The organism is Polaromonas sp. AET17H-212, assembly GCF_002379085.1.
In the GTDB taxonomy this organism is placed as follows: domain Bacteria; phylum Pseudomonadota; class Gammaproteobacteria; order Burkholderiales; family Burkholderiaceae_C; genus Polaromonas.
This window is the reverse complement of sequence record NZ_NBZW01000025.1, coordinates 12,219-26,277: the sequence shown is the minus strand read 5'-3', so window position 1 is coordinate 26,277 and position 14,059 is coordinate 12,219. Positions and strand designations below refer to the sequence as shown.

Below are 14,059 nucleotides of genomic sequence, written 5' to 3'. Positions count from 1 at the left end.
TGCCCGGACTGTGGCTTAAACCGCTGCTTTGGGGCGCAGCCAGAGCATGCAGCGCTCGGCCGCCAGCCCGGGCACGGCCAGTTGTTCCACGTGAAACACCTCCACCGTGGCCGGCAAGGCGGCGATTTCGTCCGCCGGGTGTTTGCCCTTCATGGCCATCCAGACACCGTGCGGCGCCAGCGCCTCGGCCGACCATTGGGTGAAGTCGGCCAGCGACGCAAAGGCGCGCGAACAGATCAGGTCAAAAGGTTGGGTGATCGTCTCCACCCGCGCATGCAGGCCGGTCAGGTTGGGCAGCTTCAGGGCCAGCGCCGCCTGCTTGATGAACGCAGCCTTCTTGGCCACGGTGTCCACGCAGGTCACGGCCACGGCCGGGCAACAGACGGCGATGACCACGCCCGGCAAACCGGCGCCCGAACCGACGTCCAGCAGGCGGGCCCCCTGCGCCAGCCCGGCCTGCTGCAGATGACGCCGCAGCGGCGCGATGGCGGCCAGGCTGTCGAGCAGGTGATGCGTCATCATTTCCGTCGGGTCGCGCACGGCCGTCAGGTTGTAGACCTTGGTCCATTTGGCAATCAGGTCCAGGTAGTCGAGCAACTGCCCCACCTGGTGATCGTTCAGGTCGAACTGAAGCGCCTTCAGGCCGGTGCGCAAATCCTGTTCGCCGCTGCGCATCAGGCTTCGGCTTGCTCAGCGGGCTTCAGGGGAACCGTGTTTTTCCAGAGGTTCTTCTTCAGGTGCACCAGCAACAGCGACACGGTTGCCGGCGTGATGCCGGAGATGCGCGAGGCCAGGCCCAGGGTTTCGGGCCGGTGTTTGGCCAGGGTTTGCCGCGCCTCGAAACTCAGGGCCGAGACCTGCAGGTAATCCAGGTCAGCCGGCAGCTTGAGGTTTTCGTAGTGCGAGGCACGCTCCACTTCCGTCTTCTGCAGGTCGATGTAGCCGGCGTATTTGACGGCAATCTCGATCTGCTCGATCACGCTGGCCGCCATGTCGGCCGCCTCTGTTTCACGTGAAACACCCTCGGCGGGCGGTGCCAGTTCGGCGTTCGCATATTTGCCGCCGTCCAGCGACATCAGCGCGGCGTAGTTCACGTCGGGGCGGCGCAGCAAATCGAGCAAGGTGTACTCGCGTTCGATGGCCTTGCCCAGCACGCGTTCGGCCTCGGCCAGCGGCAGGTTGCGCGGGTTGACCCAGACGGAGCGCAGCCGTTCTGTTTCACGTGAAACAGCGTCGCGCTTGCGGTTGAAGGCGTCCCAGCGGGCATCGTCCACCAGCCCCAGTTCCCTGCCCTTTTCGGTCAGGCGCATGTCGGCATTGTCTTCACGCAGCATCAGGCGGAACTCGGCCCGGCTGGTGAACATGCGGTAGGGCTCGGTCACACCCTTGGTGATCAGGTCGTCCACCAGCACGCCCAGGTAAGCCTCGTCGCGTCGCGGCAGCCAGGCCTCTTTCCCCTGGCATTGCAGCGCGGCATTGATGCCGGCAAACATGCCCTGGGCCGCCGCCTCCTCGTAACCCGTGGTCCCATTGATCTGCCCGGCGAAAAACAGGCCGCCAATGGACCGGGTTTCAAAGCTGGTTTTCAGCGCGCGCGGATCGAAGTAGTCGTATTCGATCGCGTAGCCGGGACGCAGGATGTGGGCGTTCTCCATGCCCGCCATCGAGCGCACCAGGTCGTACTGGATGTCAAACGGCAGACTGGTCGAGATGCCGTTGGGGTAGATCTCGTGCGTCGTCAGGCCTTCGGGCTCGAGGAAAATCTGGTGGCTTTCCTTGCCGGCAAAGCGGTTGATCTTGTCCTCGACACTCGGGCAATAACGCGGGCCCACGCCGTCGATCTTGCCGGTGAACATCGGGCTGCGGTCAAACCCGGAACGGATGATCTCGTGGGTGCGTTCGTTGGTGTGGGTGATCCAGCAGGGCATCTGCCTGGGGTGCTGGATGCGCCCGCCCATGAAGCTGAACACCGGCACCGGCCCGGGCGTGCCACCCGGCATGCCGTCGCCCGGCTGCACCGTGCATTTGCTGAAGTCGATGCTGCGCCCGTCGATGCGCGGCGGCGTGCCGGTTTTCAGCCGGCCCTGCGGCAGCTTGAGCTCTTTCAGGCGCGCACTCAGCGACACCGCCGGCGGATCCCCCGCCCTGCCCGCCGCATAGTTGTTGAGCCCGACATGGATCTTGCCGTCCAGAAAGGTGCCGGCCGTCAGCACCACGGTACGCGCGCGAAACCGGATGCCGACCTGCGTGACCGCGCCGACGACCCGGTCGCCCTCGACCATCAGGTCGTCCACCGCCTGCTGGAACAGCCAGAGGTTGGGCTGGTTTTCCAGTTTGCGGCGAATCGCCGCCTTGTACAGAATGCGGTCGGCCTGCGCCCGGGTGGCGCGCACCGCCGGGCCCTTGGAGCTGTTGAGGATGCGGAACTGGATGCCGCCCTCGTCGGTGGCCAGCGCCATCGCGCCGCCCATGGCGTCGACCTCCTTGACCAGGTGGCCCTTGCCGATGCCGCCAATCGAGGGGTTGCAGCTCATCTGGCCCAGGGTCTCGATGTTGTGCGTCAGCAGCAGGGTCTTGCAGCCCATGCGGGCAGCAGCCAGCGCGGCCTCGGTGCCGGCATGGCCGCCACCGACCACGATCACGTCAAATTCTTTCGGATATACATAAGGCGAGTGCATCACGCCTCCTTCAATAAAGCAGTCGTCAGGCGAGATGCCTGCGCGCCCTGGAAAAGACCGGCCGGGCCGGAACAGTCAGCAAACAGCTTGCCGCTTTCACAAGACGAAAAACAGGATTTTATCAGGGTGCCTCTTTTTTGTGCTGCGGGCGCCCAACCGGGCCAGCGCCGCGCTGCCTGCCGGCCGGGTCGATGGCTTGCTATGTTTTTAATAGCTACAGACGCTTGATCCATAAGGGCTACCTGCCAAAATCACTGATGGCCGCTACCGGCAGCAGCATCCCGCCCGGCCAGACCGTGAAGGCGGCGGCACGCAAGCACAATAGGGGCATGAAACTTCTGATCTTCGCCGGCAGCACCCGGCTCGCCTCTTTCAACCGCAAGCTGGCCCAGGTGGCTGCCGGTCTCGCGCGCACCAGCGGCGCCGAAGTCACCCACATCGAGCTGGCGGACTTCGACATCCCGATGTACAACGCCGACCTCGAAACCCAAGGCACGCCGGCCGACGTCATGAAGCTCAAGCAGCTCATGTTCGAGCACCCCGGCTGGATCATCTGCTCGCCCGAATACAACGGCAGCTACACCGCCCTGCTGAAGAACACCATCGACTGGGTCTCCAGCCCGGTCAAGGCCGACCCGGCCTGGCAGGACGGCTTCAAGTCCTTCAGCGGCAAGGTCGTGGGCATGCTCAGCGCCTCGCCCGGCGCGCTCGGCGGCCTGCGCTCGCAAAGCCACCTGGTGCCGCTGCTGCTGAACGCGCAATGCTGGGTCGCCCCCAAGGCCTTTGCGCTGGGCCACGCCGGCGAAGCGTTTGACGCGGACGGCCAGCTGGTCAGCGAGGCGCATCGCAAGAACGTGCAGGCGGTGATCGACCAGGTGCTGTTTGCGAGCCGCCGACTTCATGCCTGAATCGACCGCTGGCCCTTTCTTCACGGGCGTCCACTGCTCCTTATTCAATAGCGAAAGGCGCGCGTGAACTGCCGCCCCGGCTGCGGCGCCTGCTGCATTGCGCCGTCCATCAGCTCGCCGATTCCCGGCATGCCGCAGGGCAAGCCGGCCGGGGTGCGTTGTGTGCAGCTGGACCAAGCCAACCGCTGCCGCATTTTTGGCCAGCCGGAGCGGCCTGCGGTCTGTGGCCAGCTGATGCCGTCGGTTGAAATGTGCGGAAAAGACTCAGCCGCCGCACACGCCCACTTGAAATGGCTCGAACATGCGACTAAGCCTTGGTCAAACGTCCTCGGCCGCAGCTCATAAAGAGATCCACGCATAGATAGCTAATTGCTATTTCCCCCCAGTAGGGTTTGGCCTTTTGCTGTCGTGACGCAAGACTGTGGCATTCATCAACCACAGGAATGGCGCCATGCGTGAACCAAATCAAGATGGCGATCTGCGACGTCGAGCCCGTCGCATCCGAAACAAACTCAAGGGCACTATTGCTAGCATTGCCCACGCGGTAGTCGCAGAGTCTGTCGTTAGCATAGTCCGCGATGCCATCCCGGACCCCGTCAACTTGTATAGGGAGATATTGCGTTGTATGACAACCTTCCTGTAACCAGGCACCAAGGCTGCGCCCCGACATTCAGGCGCGGGAGCCAAGAACGTCAGAACGGATAATGCCGCGGCGTCGTCTGGATCGTGATCCAGCGCAGCTCGGTGAACTCGGCCACGCCGGCCTTGCCACCGAAGCGCCCGATGCCGCTGCCCTTGACGCCGCCAAACGGCATCTGCGCCTCGTCGTGCACGGTCGGGCCGTTGACGTGGCAGATGCCGGAGTCGATGCGCCGTGCCACGTTGAAGGCCCGCGCGATGTCGCCGCCGAACACGGCGGCCGACAGGCCGTAGGCATTGTCATTGGCGCAGGCCACGGCCTCCTCCACCCCGCTGACCCGCACCACACACTTGACCGGGCCGAAGGTCTCCTCGTGGTAGATGCGCATGGCGGGTGTCACATGGTCCAGCACGGTCGCGGGCATCAGTGTGTTCTCGGCCTTGCCGCCACAGGCCAGCTTGGCGCCCCTGGCCAGCGCGTCGTCGATCAGCGCGTTGCAATGCTCGACCGTGCCCATGCCGATCACCGAGCCCAGCACCACCGGCTCGGGCTTGCGCGGGTCGCCGAACGGCAAGGCGCTGGCCTTGGCCGCGAACTTCTTGACAAAGGCGTCGGCAATTTTCTGGTCCACGATGATGCGTTCGGTCGACATGCAGATCTGGCCACTGTTGGCAAAGCTGCCAAAGGCGGCGGCGTTGACCGCGTCGTCGAGGTTGGCATCGTCGAGGATCACCAGCGGCGCCTTGCCGCCGAGTTCCAGCACCACCGGCTTCAAGTATTTCGCGCAGGTCATCGCGATGATCTTGCCGACCTTGGTCGAACCGGTGAAGTTGACACGCCGCACCGCCGGGTGCGCCACCATGGCCTCGACCACCGCGCCGGCGTCGGCCGGCGCATTGGTGATGTAGTTGACGACACCGGGCGGAAAGCCGGCGTCGGCAAACGCCTCGACGATCAGCTGGTGGGTGCGCGGGCAGTTCTCCGAGCCCTTGAAGATCACGGTGTTGCCGCAAGCCAGCGGCGTGGCAATCGCACGCACGCCGAGAATCACCGGCGCGTTCCACGGCGCAATGCCGAGCACCACACCGGCCGGCTGGCGCACGCCCATGGCGAGGCTGCCGGGCACGTCGGACGGAATCACCTCGCCGCTGATCTGCGTGGTCAGCGAGGCCGCCTCGCGGATCATGCCGGCGGCCAGCATCACGTTGAAGCCGGCCCACATGCCGGACGCGCCGGTTTCGGCGGCCACCGCTTCGACGAACTGCGGCGTCTTCGCCTCCAGCGCATCGGCGGCCTTGAGCAGCAGGGCCCGGCGCGCGCTCGGGCCGGTTTCGCTCCAGGTCTTGAAGGCCTCGGCGGCGGCTTCGACGGCCATCACCGCGTCGGCCGGCGAGGCCGCCGGTGCGCGGGTGGCGACGCTGCCATCGAGCGGGTTGCGGCGCTCGAAGGTGGCGCCTTTTTCAGCGGTGACCTTCAGGCCGTTGATCAGCATGGACATGTCAGACATGGCGGTACTCCTTGAGGGAAAAATAAAGTCAGGCCCGGGCGGGCGCCGAGGGGGTGGAAATGGAGCCGGATGAGGCAGGGGCCGCACCGAGGTAGGCCTCCCGAATGACGGTCGAGCGCGCCAGCAGCGCCGCCGGCCCGCTGGCCACCAGTGTGCCGCGCTCCAGCACATAACCGCGGTCGGCCACGGCCAGCGCCTTCTTCACGTTCTGCTCGACCATCAGCACCGTGGTGCCGCTGTCGGCGATGCGGCGCGTGATCGCCAGCAGCTCGTCCACCATGCGCGGCGCCAGGCCCAGCGAGGGTTCGTCCAGCATCAAGAGGCACGGCGCACTCATCATGGCGCGCGCCACCGCCACCATCTGCTGCTCGCCGCCGCTCATGGTGCCGGCCAGCTGCTGCGCGCGTTCGCGCAGTTTCGGGAAGTCGGTGAAGGCCTGCTCGAGCCGCCGCGCGCGTTCGGCCTTGGCCACCAGCCAGCCGCCGAGCTCCAGGTTTTCGGTGACCGTCATCTGCGGAAAGAGCTGCCGGCCCTCGGCCACCAGCGCCATGCCGCGCTGCACGATTTCGCTGGTCTTGACCGGCAGCGCCTGGCCGTTGAGCAGCACCTCGCCGCCACGCGGGATCAGGCCGGACAGGGCCTTGAGCAAGGTCGTCTTGCCGGCACCGTTGGGGCCGAGGATGACGGTCAGGCCAGGTTTGATTTCCAGCGTCAGATCGCGCAGCACCAGGAAGGCGCCGTACCCTGCGCTCAGGCCCAGGACCTTCAGGTGCGCCTGGCTGGACGCGCCGAGCACAAAAGACGGGGCGTACCACATCATGCCGGCACTCCCGGAGCTTCCACCATCTCATCACCGAGGTAGGCTTCGATCACCTCTTCATTGCGCACCACCTCGGCCGGCGTGCCGTCGGCAATCTTTCGGCCCTGGTGCAGCACGATCACGCGCTCGACGTGGCGCAGCAGCGTGGTCACCGCATGTTCGATCCACACCACCGTCAGGTCCAGCTCGTCACGCATGCGGCGTATCAGCTGCGCCATGTTTTCAATCTCGGCTTCGGTCAGGCCGGCCGCCACCTCGTCGAGCAGCAGCAGACGCGGCCGCGTGGCCAGCGCCATGCCGACCTCGAGCAGGCGCTGCTGCGACGGGGTGATCGCGCCTGCCGGCAAGGCCGCCTGCGCGTGCAGGCCGATCAGTTCGAGAATGCTGCTTTCGTCGCGCAGATGCCAGGAGCCCTGGCGCGTCCGCCCTGCAAACTTCAGCCCGAAGTCAATGTTGGCGGCCACGCTCATGTCGGGAAACACGCGCGGCGTCTGAAAGGTACGCGCCACACCGGCTGCGGCGTAACGGTGCGGCCCCTGCCCCGCCAAGTCGCGCCCACCCGCCAGCAGCTGTCCGCTGGTCGGCGGGATCACGCCCGAAATCGCATTGAAAAACGTGGTCTTGCCGGCACCGTTGGGGCCGATGATGCCGACCAGTTCGCCGGCATGGAAATCGGCGCTGACGGCATCGACCGCCGTCAGGCCGCCAAAACGCACCGTGATGTCACGCGCCTGCAGCAGCAACTCAGCCATTCTTGCGCTCCTTGCTGGTCAGGCCACGCGCCCAGCTGCGGCTGCCCTGCCACCAGCCGCTGAAGGTCGCCCAGCGCAGCGAGGCCAGGCCGCCCGGCAGGTAGAGCACGCTCAGGATCAGCAGCAGCCCCAGCGACATCATGTAGACCTGCGGCGCCTGCAGGCGCAGGGTCTCGGCCAGCACGCTGAACACAATCGCGGCGATCAGCGGGCCCCACAGCGTGACCGCGCCACCGATCAGCGCGATCAGAACGGTCTGGAAACCGATGAAGGGGTTGAACACCGTGTGCGGGTCGATGTAGGTCCAGCGCACCGCCATGGCCGCACCCACGGCGCCGACAAAGGCCGCCGTCATCGCAAAACCGGCCACCTTGATCAGCCGCGTGTTCACCCCCAGGGTCTGCGCGCGCTGCTCGTCGGCGCCTATGCCCATCAAGGCCAGGCCGAAGCGGCTGCGCCGCACAATGATGGACACCAGCACCGCCAGCACGGCCAGCGCCAGCACCGTCAGGTAAATCGTGTCGCGGTCGGGCACCACGGTCAGCACCCGGCCCACCGTGCCCGTGACTTTTTTCTCGAAGTAGGTCACCGCATGGCGGATCAGCTCGGTCATGCCGAAGGTCAGCACCGCAAAGTAGGTGCCGCGCAAATGCAGCACCGCCGCGCCCATGACCACCGCGACCACGGTGGCAATACCGGCGCCCAGCGCAATCGACTCGAGCCAGGCCATTTTTTCCAGCGCAATCGCGCTGGTGTAAGCGCCGATGCCGAAGAAGGCCGAGGTCGCCAGCGACAGGTAACGCGTGCTGCCGCAGAACAGGCCCCAGCTCGAAGACAGCGCCACATACATCAGGCAGGTCAGCGCCATCGAGACGACAAACTCGCTGCCGTAATGCGGCAGCGCCAGCGCCCAGCCGGCAAAGGCCAGCAGCAGCAGCAGGTCGCGCACCAGAATCTGTTTGTCTTTCATTCTTCTCTTACTTCGCAAACAGGCCGCGCGGCCGCAACAACAACACCGCAATAAACACGCTGTAAGACAGCAGCGCTTTCAGCGAGGGATTCGTGAAATGCATGCCCAGCACTTCCACCACGCCCAGCAGCAGCCCGCCGGCCAGCGCGCCGCTCATGCTGCCGAAGCCACCCAGCGTGATGACGATCAGCGCGGTGACGGTGTAGGGCTCACCCATGGACGGCGTGATGGTGTAGGCCATGGACAGCAGGCAGCCGGCCACACCCGACAGCCCCAGGCCGATGCCGAACATCAGCGGGTGCAGGCGCTGCGTGTCGATGCCCACCAGCTGCGCGCCGGTCGGCGACTGCATCAGTGCACGCACCCCCTTGCCGAGCAGCGTGAAGCGCAGCAGCGCAATCAGCGCGCCGCTGAACAGCAGCGCCAGGCCGAACACCAGCAGCTTGTTGCCGGCAAACTGGGCCTCGCCGATCTTCACCGGTTCGGCCAGGTAGTCGTAGCCGCGCAGGTCGCCGCCCCACATGAAGGAGGCGAAGTTCTGCACCAGGAACATCAGGCCGAAGGCCACCATCAGGCCGCGCGCCTCGAAGATGTCGAGGTTCGGCGAGGTGACGGTCAGGCGCCGGAAACACAGCTTGTGAATCACCAGGCCCAGCGCCATCAGCGCCAGAAAGGACACCGGCACCATCAGCAGCGGAGAGATGCCGAGCGTGGTGTGTGCCATCCAGGTCAGGTAGGCGCCCAGCATCAGGAACTCGCCGTGCGCGATGTTCAGGATGCGCATCAGCCCGTACTGCAGGTTCAGCCCGAGCGCCACCAGCGCGTAGATGCCGCCGGTGATCAGCCCGGAGGCGATCAGTTCAAACCAGGAAAAAAGTGACATGGGTCTCTGTTTCAGGGACACCGCGGAGACGGCTTTGCCGGTCCGCAGGTGTCGCCCCCTCGAGGGGGAGGCGCCGAAGGCGCTTCGGGGGAGAGGCTGATTATTTCCAGGCGGGCTTGACGAGGCTGAGCTTGGCGGTGGCCATCTTCTGCGGCCACACCACCTCGAACTCGCCGTTTTGCCACTGGCCCACCGTGCCCGGCGTGGCGGTGTTTTCACTGCCGGTGAACTTGATGTCGCCGATGATGGTCTTGTGTGTGTTGCCGGCGATGTAGTCGCGGATCGCCTTGCGGTCCAGGCCAGACTTGGCCACGGCCGCCTGCAGGATCTCCAGGCCGGCCCAGCAGTGGCCGCTGGCCCAGCGATCCGGCTCCTTGCCGCCGAACTTCTTGGTATGCGCATCGAAGTAGGCCTTGGCGCCCGGGCTGGTCTTGCTGTTCCATGAGCCCATGCCGAGCACGCCTTCGGCGCCGGCCGGTGTCATCACATTGCGGTAGAGCTGGAAGGCGGTGCCGACCGAGGCATAGTAAAAGCGCGGGTTGAAGCCGATTTCCTTGGACTGCTTGCTGGCCAGGATGGTGTCGGGCGGGTAGCTCAGGCCGATGAAGGCCTCCGGGTTCTTGTCCTTGATGGCACGCAGCACCGGCGACAGGTCCTTGATGTCGCCGGGGTAGCTTTTTTCTTCCACCACCTGGATGCTGGTGCTGCGCAGCGCGACCTTGAGCGCAGAGAAATTCTCCAGGCCGAACAGGTCGTCCACGTAAATGACGGCTACCGTCTTCACGCCATTGGCCACCAGCATGTCCACCAGCGCGCCCACCATGCGGTCGGGCTGCTGCAGCAGCAAAAAGAAATTCGGCAGTTTCAGCTCGACCAGCTTGCGCGACAGCGCGGTGGGCGCCAGCACCGGGTAACCCATGCGGTTGGCCAGCGGAGCGATCGCAAAATTGGCGTTCGAGCCCCAGGGCGGCAGGATCAAATCGACCTTGTCGCTGCCCATCAGTTTTTCATACGAACGCACGCAGGTCTCGATGTCGCTGCGGTCGTCGGAGCTGATCAGCTCGATCGGCCGTTTCGTGCCCTTGACGTCCAGCCCGCCGGCCGCCTTGACCTGCTCGGCCCAGAGCAGGTAGTTGGGCTCCTGGCTGACCTGCGCGCCGCCGGTCCATGGGCCGGTGCGGGCAATGGCATAGCCGATGCGCACCGGGCCCGCCTGGGCAAACAGGGAGGGGGCAAAGGCGGCGGCCCCGACGGCGGCTGCCGCGCCCTTGAGCAATTGACGCTTCGATGACTGGACCATGGTGTCTCCTGTGTAGTCGCCCTGAAGGGCTGTTGGAACCCGCATGATAGGCAGACACCGGGCCCGACGCTTTGCTTTGCGCGCACAAAGCAGTTGACGGTCAGCGCACGGCGATCCGGGTTAACCCTTGACCTGAAACTGCAACAGGACAAGGCACAACACCCATAATCTTTCCACAGGCCCCGGGCCTGTTCATCAACCGGAGACAAGCATGACCGCGGCCACCCTGGTATCGACCAACGACTTCGCCCCGCGCGAGCGCGCACCGGTGTGGCGAGAGTGGATCTGGAAACATTTCGGCGGCCTGGAATCGGACCTCTACGGCGACACCGACTTCGACGGCGAAATGGTCTCGGCCCAGGCCGGCGACGTGGTGCTGACCCGGCTGGAAGCCAACCGCCACCGCGTCGTGCGCACCCCGGACATGGTGCGCGCCAGCGATGCGGGTTACCTCAAGATCGTGGCGCCGCTGCAGGGCCGCGCCGGGGTCGAGCAGATGGGCCGGCGCGCCTGGGTCAGCCCCGGGGCCTGGACCATTTACGACACCACCGGCTCCTACGCGGTGGACAACCCCGAACGCGTGGAACACCTGATCGTGATGCTGCCCAAGGCGCAGCTCATCGAGCGCGGCCTGCCGCTGGAGCACCTGATGGCGCGCCACGTGGGCGGCGCCAGCGGCATCGCCCGGGTGGCGCTCACCACCATGCGCAGCACCTACCAGGAGCTGCCCAACATGAGCGTGGCCGCCGCCCGCGGTGCCGGCGAGCTGATCGCCCAGCTGGTGCGCCTGTCGCTGATCGAACTGGCCGGGCAGGCCACCGCCGTGACGCAGCGCGAGGCCCTGAAGGACCGCATCCGCGCCTATGTCAGCACCCGGCTGCGCGACCCGGCCCTGTCCATCGAGCAGATCGCCCACGCGCTCAATTGCAGCAAGCGCCATCTGCACAACGCCTTCGCCGGTGAAACCGACACCCTGGCCAGCTACATCCTGCACCTGCGCCTGCAGGCCTGCATCCGCGAGCTGCAGCAACACGGGCCGCAGGCGCGCCCCATCACCGACATTGCGCTGTCCTGGGGGTTCAGCAACCTCTCGCATTTCAGCCGCGTGTTCCGCGGCCACACCGGCCTGAGCCCGAGCGAATTCCGGCAGGCCTGGCTGCTCAACGCGGCCGCCGGGCTGCTGCGCCACTGAAGCGGCCCGATTCAGCACCAAATGGGCCGTTAGCCCTTAGAGGACGTACGCCGACAGCTCTTCTTTTAATAGCGCTTCGGGATGACCTCAGGCTGATCAGGCGCTTGTCAAACGGGTGACCGTCGCCGCCGCTGCGCTGGCGTATCGTGCAGCATCACCCCCATTCAGGAGACCCTCATGCATATTCCCTCCCTCAAGGAAGTTGTCAGTGCCGAAGAATGGCAACTGCGCTGCGACCTGGCCGCCTGCTACCGGCTGGCGGCGCTGTACGGCTGGAGCGACCTGGTCTTCACGCACATCAGCGCCAAGCTGCCCGAATCGGTCAGCGGCGCCGGCGCGCACCACTTCCTGATCAATCCCTATGGCCTGATGTTCGACGAGATCACCGCCTCCAGCCTGGTCAAGGTCGACGAACAGTGCAACAAGGTGATCGACTCCGCCTTCCCGGTGAACCCGGCCGGCTTCGTGATCCACAGCGCGGTGCACGAGGCCCGGGCGGACGCCGGCTGCGTGCTGCACACCCACACCCGCGCCGGCGTCGCCGTCAGCGCGCAGAAATGCGGCGTGTTGCCGATCAGCCAGCAGTCGACCTTTGTGCTGGGCTCGCTGGCCTACCACGCGTACGAAGGCGTGGCCTTTCGCGACGATGAAAAGCCGCGCCTGCAGGCCGACCTGGGCACGGCCAACTTCCTCATGCTGCGCAACCACGGCCTGCTGGTGGTCGGCAAGACGATTGCCGACGCCTTCCTCAGCATGTACACCTTCGAGAACACCTGCCGCATCCAGCTCGACGCGCAGGCGGGCGGCGAACTGATTCCGGTGAACCCGCAAATCGTCAAGGGGGTGGCCGAAGCCATGCGCGTGCAGACCGGCGGCCTGGGCGGCGCCTTTGCCTGGCCCTCGCTGATCCGCAAGCTCGACCGGATCGACGAGGGTTACAAGTCCTGAAGTGCTGACGTGCTGACCGGCCGGCCGTTCAGGCGGCCATGGACAGGGCTGGCGGCAAGGTATCGGTCGCCTGGCGCACTGAGCTGTCGCCCTGGTCCACCACCAGTTCCTTGCGCAGCATCCGCACGTTGCCAAAAATCGTGGCAAAGGCCACGTCCTTGGCATCGCGCCCGGTGCCGACCCGTACCAGGCGATCGTTGGGCGCCATGCGGGTTGCATCAAACAGCACCCAGCGGCCATCCAGCCAGGCCTCGAACACCGCGTGAAAATCCTGCGGTGGCTCGTCAAAATAAACGTAGCCGACCACCAGGCGCGCCGGAATGTTCAGCGCACGGCACAAGGTGATGCCCAGGTGCGCAAAGTCGCGGCAGACGCCGGCGCGGTGCACAAACACCTCCTGCGCCGTGGTGGTTGAATTGCTGAAGCCCGGCAGGTAATGGATGGAGTCGTGGATCCAGCTTTCAATCGCCCGCACCCGCGACAAACCCGGCGAGATATGGCCAAACAGCTGCTGCGCGGCGCGGCTCATGATGTCGGACTCGCAGTAGCGGCTGGGCATCAGGTAACGCAGGACGTCGTCGGGCACCGCCGTCACCGCCGCCTCCTCCAGGTGCAGCGGCACCGGCGCATGGTGAAGCTCGACCTGCGCGTGGTAGTTCACTGACAACTGGCCGCGCGAGGCGTCCAGCCGGAAAAAACGGTTGCCGCTGCGCTCGTCACAGAAATGGCGCACCTTGACGCTGGGCGTGACGGTCAGGCGCTCCTCCACCACGCGGTGGGCATCGTGAAAGGCCGCCTCGATGCTGAAGCAGAAATGGGTGGGGCTGGCGACGTCGTAGTCCAGCAGGCAGTCAATCGTGGCGGTGTGCATCAAGGTCCTTGTTGGGGGTGTTGTCGGAGGGCGGCACAAGCGGCGCGCCGGCGGCCGCCGGGGGCACCTGCCCGTCGCGCTCCGGCGACGACAGAAACCAGTTCTTGCAGGTCACAAAAATCACGTGGGCGGCGCGCTCCAGCGAATCCACCGCCAAGTCGCGCCGGGTGCGCGCCCGCAGGCGCGCCACCAGCAGCAGTTGCGCCAGGCTGGCCCGCTGGCTGTCCACGCGCGAGACTTCGGCGCGGCGGCCCTTGGCGGGAGGTTCGCTCGGAGGCACCCGGGACATGACGCCGACATTCGGTGACAGCGGCATTTACTTGAGCGCCTTCCGGGCCGCACCCACCCCGAGGGCTGCCAGCACGATAAACACCAGCGCCAGGATCAGGAACAGGCCGAACAGGATTTTGGCAATGCCCGCAGAGCCGGCGGCAATGCCGCCAAAGCCCAGGGCTCCGGCAATCAGCGAAATGAGGGCGAAAACAATGGCGTACTTCAACATGGTGTCTCTCCCTGAAAGGATAAAAAGGCGCCAGGCAAATGCAAGCCCGGCAAGTGCCTCTCAACAGTCAGGACGATGGTAGGCGGCG

General features: G+C 65.8%; 15 protein-coding genes. 4 read left to right on the top strand and 11 right to left on the bottom strand.

Annotated elements, in window-relative coordinates; genetic code table 11:
• Positions 1-15 precede the first annotated feature (15 nt).
• Together rsmG and mnmG are read right to left on the bottom strand one after the other, a co-directional pair.
• Positions 16-675, bottom strand: coding sequence for a 16S rRNA (guanine(527)-N(7))-methyltransferase RsmG (rsmG, locus tag B7G53_RS17340; protein WP_096669989.1), 660 nt, complete (start codon positions 673-675; stop codon positions 16-18).
• On the bottom strand, positions 675-2,678 hold the full coding sequence (mnmG, locus tag B7G53_RS17335) for a tRNA uridine-5-carboxymethylaminomethyl(34) synthesis enzyme MnmG (RefSeq protein ID WP_096669987.1): 2,004 nt from the start codon (positions 2,676-2,678) through the stop codon (positions 675-677). The genes rsmG and mnmG overlap by 1 nt, the downstream gene beginning before the upstream one ends.
• Positions 2,679-3,007: 329 nt before the next feature.
• On the opposite strand from mnmG, the gene B7G53_RS17330 reads away from it, so the two are divergent.
• Entirely contained in the window at positions 3,008-3,586 is a 579-nt protein-coding gene (locus tag B7G53_RS17330; RefSeq protein ID WP_096670056.1) for an NADPH-dependent FMN reductase, read from the top strand.
• A gap of 63 nt (positions 3,587-3,649) precedes the next feature.
• On the top strand, positions 3,650-3,931 hold the full coding sequence (locus B7G53_RS17325; protein ID WP_096669985.1) for a YkgJ family cysteine cluster protein: 282 nt from the start codon (positions 3,650-3,652) through the stop codon (positions 3,929-3,931).
• A 347-nt stretch (positions 3,932-4,278) separates the two neighbouring features.
• On the opposite strand, the gene B7G53_RS17320 is transcribed toward B7G53_RS17325, so the two are convergent.
• The 6 genes from B7G53_RS17320 to B7G53_RS17295 all read right to left on the bottom strand — a co-directional run bounded on the left by B7G53_RS17320 (position 4,279) and on the right by B7G53_RS17295 (position 10,458).
• The gene (locus B7G53_RS17320; protein ID WP_096669983.1) at positions 4,279-5,733 is read right to left on the bottom strand and encodes an aldehyde dehydrogenase; all 1,455 of its coding nucleotides are present in this window, start codon (positions 5,731-5,733) and stop codon (positions 4,279-4,281) included.
• A gap of 28 nt (positions 5,734-5,761) precedes the next feature.
• The gene (locus B7G53_RS17315; RefSeq protein WP_096669981.1) at positions 5,762-6,553 is read right to left on the bottom strand and encodes an ABC transporter ATP-binding protein; all 792 of its coding nucleotides are present in this window, start codon (positions 6,551-6,553) and stop codon (positions 5,762-5,764) included.
• A complete protein-coding gene (locus B7G53_RS17310) occupies positions 6,550-7,305 on the bottom strand; it encodes an ABC transporter ATP-binding protein (RefSeq protein WP_096669979.1) in 756 nt (251 codons plus the stop codon). The genes B7G53_RS17315 and B7G53_RS17310 overlap by 4 nt, the downstream gene beginning before the upstream one ends.
• Positions 7,298-8,275 carry a branched-chain amino acid ABC transporter permease gene (locus tag B7G53_RS17305; RefSeq protein WP_096669977.1) on the bottom strand — a complete coding sequence of 326 codons (978 nt, stop codon included), beginning with the start codon at positions 8,273-8,275 and terminating at the stop codon, positions 7,298-7,300. The genes B7G53_RS17310 and B7G53_RS17305 overlap by 8 nt, the downstream gene beginning before the upstream one ends.
• 7 nt (positions 8,276-8,282) lie before the next feature.
• Positions 8,283-9,158: a branched-chain amino acid ABC transporter permease gene (locus B7G53_RS17300; RefSeq protein ID WP_096669975.1), complete on the bottom strand. Its 876-nt coding sequence runs from the start codon at positions 9,156-9,158 to the stop codon at positions 8,283-8,285.
• Positions 9,159-9,258: 100 nt separating this feature from the next.
• On the bottom strand, positions 9,259-10,458 hold the full coding sequence (locus B7G53_RS17295) for an amino acid ABC transporter substrate-binding protein (protein ID WP_096669973.1): 1,200 nt from the start codon (positions 10,456-10,458) through the stop codon (positions 9,259-9,261).
• 211 nt (positions 10,459-10,669) lie between these two features.
• Between B7G53_RS17295 and B7G53_RS17290 the strand changes: the two genes are divergently transcribed.
• Both B7G53_RS17290 and B7G53_RS17285 read left to right on the top strand, forming a co-directional pair.
• A complete protein-coding gene (locus tag B7G53_RS17290) occupies positions 10,670-11,650 on the top strand; it encodes a helix-turn-helix domain-containing protein (RefSeq protein WP_096669971.1) in 981 nt (326 codons plus the stop codon).
• 177 nt (positions 11,651-11,827) lie between these two features.
• Positions 11,828-12,598, top strand: coding sequence for a class II aldolase/adducin family protein (locus tag B7G53_RS17285; protein ID WP_096669969.1), 771 nt, complete (start codon positions 11,828-11,830; stop codon positions 12,596-12,598).
• Positions 12,599-12,626: 28 nt separating this feature from the next.
• Here the strand turns inward: B7G53_RS17285 and B7G53_RS17280 are convergent, their stop codons facing one another.
• From B7G53_RS17280 to B7G53_RS17270, 3 genes are read right to left on the bottom strand one after another with little or no spacing between them, the layout of a single operon-like run.
• Positions 12,627-13,469 carry a transglutaminase-like domain-containing protein gene (locus B7G53_RS17280; protein WP_096669967.1) on the bottom strand — a complete coding sequence of 281 codons (843 nt, stop codon included), beginning with the start codon at positions 13,467-13,469 and terminating at the stop codon, positions 12,627-12,629.
• A complete protein-coding gene (locus B7G53_RS17275) occupies positions 13,450-13,785 on the bottom strand; it encodes a hypothetical protein (protein ID WP_096669965.1) in 336 nt (111 codons plus the stop codon). Before B7G53_RS17275 ends, B7G53_RS17280 begins: the two co-directional genes overlap by 20 nt.
• Positions 13,786-13,971 carry a DUF1328 domain-containing protein gene (locus B7G53_RS17270; RefSeq protein WP_096669963.1) on the bottom strand — a complete coding sequence of 62 codons (186 nt, stop codon included), beginning with the start codon at positions 13,969-13,971 and terminating at the stop codon, positions 13,786-13,788.
• Between the last annotated feature and the right edge of the window lie 88 nt (positions 13,972-14,059).

Coding starts and splice junctions, on each gene's coding strand:
- rsmG (WP_096669989.1), bottom strand. CDS start 675: ATGCGCAGCGGCGAACAGGATTTGCGCACCGGCCTGAAGGCGCTTCAG.
- mnmG (WP_096669987.1), bottom strand. CDS start 2,678: ATGCACTCGCCTTATGTATATCCGAAAGAATTTGACGTGATCGTGGTC.
- B7G53_RS17330 (WP_096670056.1), top strand. CDS start 3,008: ATGAAACTTCTGATCTTCGCCGGCAGCACCCGGCTCGCCTCTTTCAAC.
- B7G53_RS17320 (WP_096669983.1), bottom strand. CDS start 5,733: ATGTCTGACATGTCCATGCTGATCAACGGCCTGAAGGTCACCGCTGAA.
- B7G53_RS17315 (WP_096669981.1), bottom strand. CDS start 6,553: ATGATGTGGTACGCCCCGTCTTTTGTGCTCGGCGCGTCCAGCCAGGCG.
- B7G53_RS17310 (WP_096669979.1), bottom strand. CDS start 7,305: ATGGCTGAGTTGCTGCTGCAGGCGCGTGACATCACGGTGCGTTTTGGC.
- B7G53_RS17305 (WP_096669977.1), bottom strand. CDS start 8,275: ATGAAAGACAAACAGATTCTGGTGCGCGACCTGCTGCTGCTGCTGGCC.
- B7G53_RS17300 (WP_096669975.1), bottom strand. CDS start 9,158: ATGTCACTTTTTTCCTGGTTTGAACTGATCGCCTCCGGGCTGATCACC.
- B7G53_RS17295 (WP_096669973.1), bottom strand. CDS start 10,458: ATGGTCCAGTCATCGAAGCGTCAATTGCTCAAGGGCGCGGCAGCCGCC.
- B7G53_RS17290 (WP_096669971.1), top strand. CDS start 10,670: ATGACCGCGGCCACCCTGGTATCGACCAACGACTTCGCCCCGCGCGAG.
- B7G53_RS17285 (WP_096669969.1), top strand. CDS start 11,828: ATGCATATTCCCTCCCTCAAGGAAGTTGTCAGTGCCGAAGAATGGCAA.
- B7G53_RS17280 (WP_096669967.1), bottom strand. CDS start 13,469: ATGCACACCGCCACGATTGACTGCCTGCTGGACTACGACGTCGCCAGC.
- B7G53_RS17275 (WP_096669965.1), bottom strand. CDS start 13,785: ATGCCGCTGTCACCGAATGTCGGCGTCATGTCCCGGGTGCCTCCGAGC.
- B7G53_RS17270 (WP_096669963.1), bottom strand. CDS start 13,971: ATGTTGAAGTACGCCATTGTTTTCGCCCTCATTTCGCTGATTGCCGGA.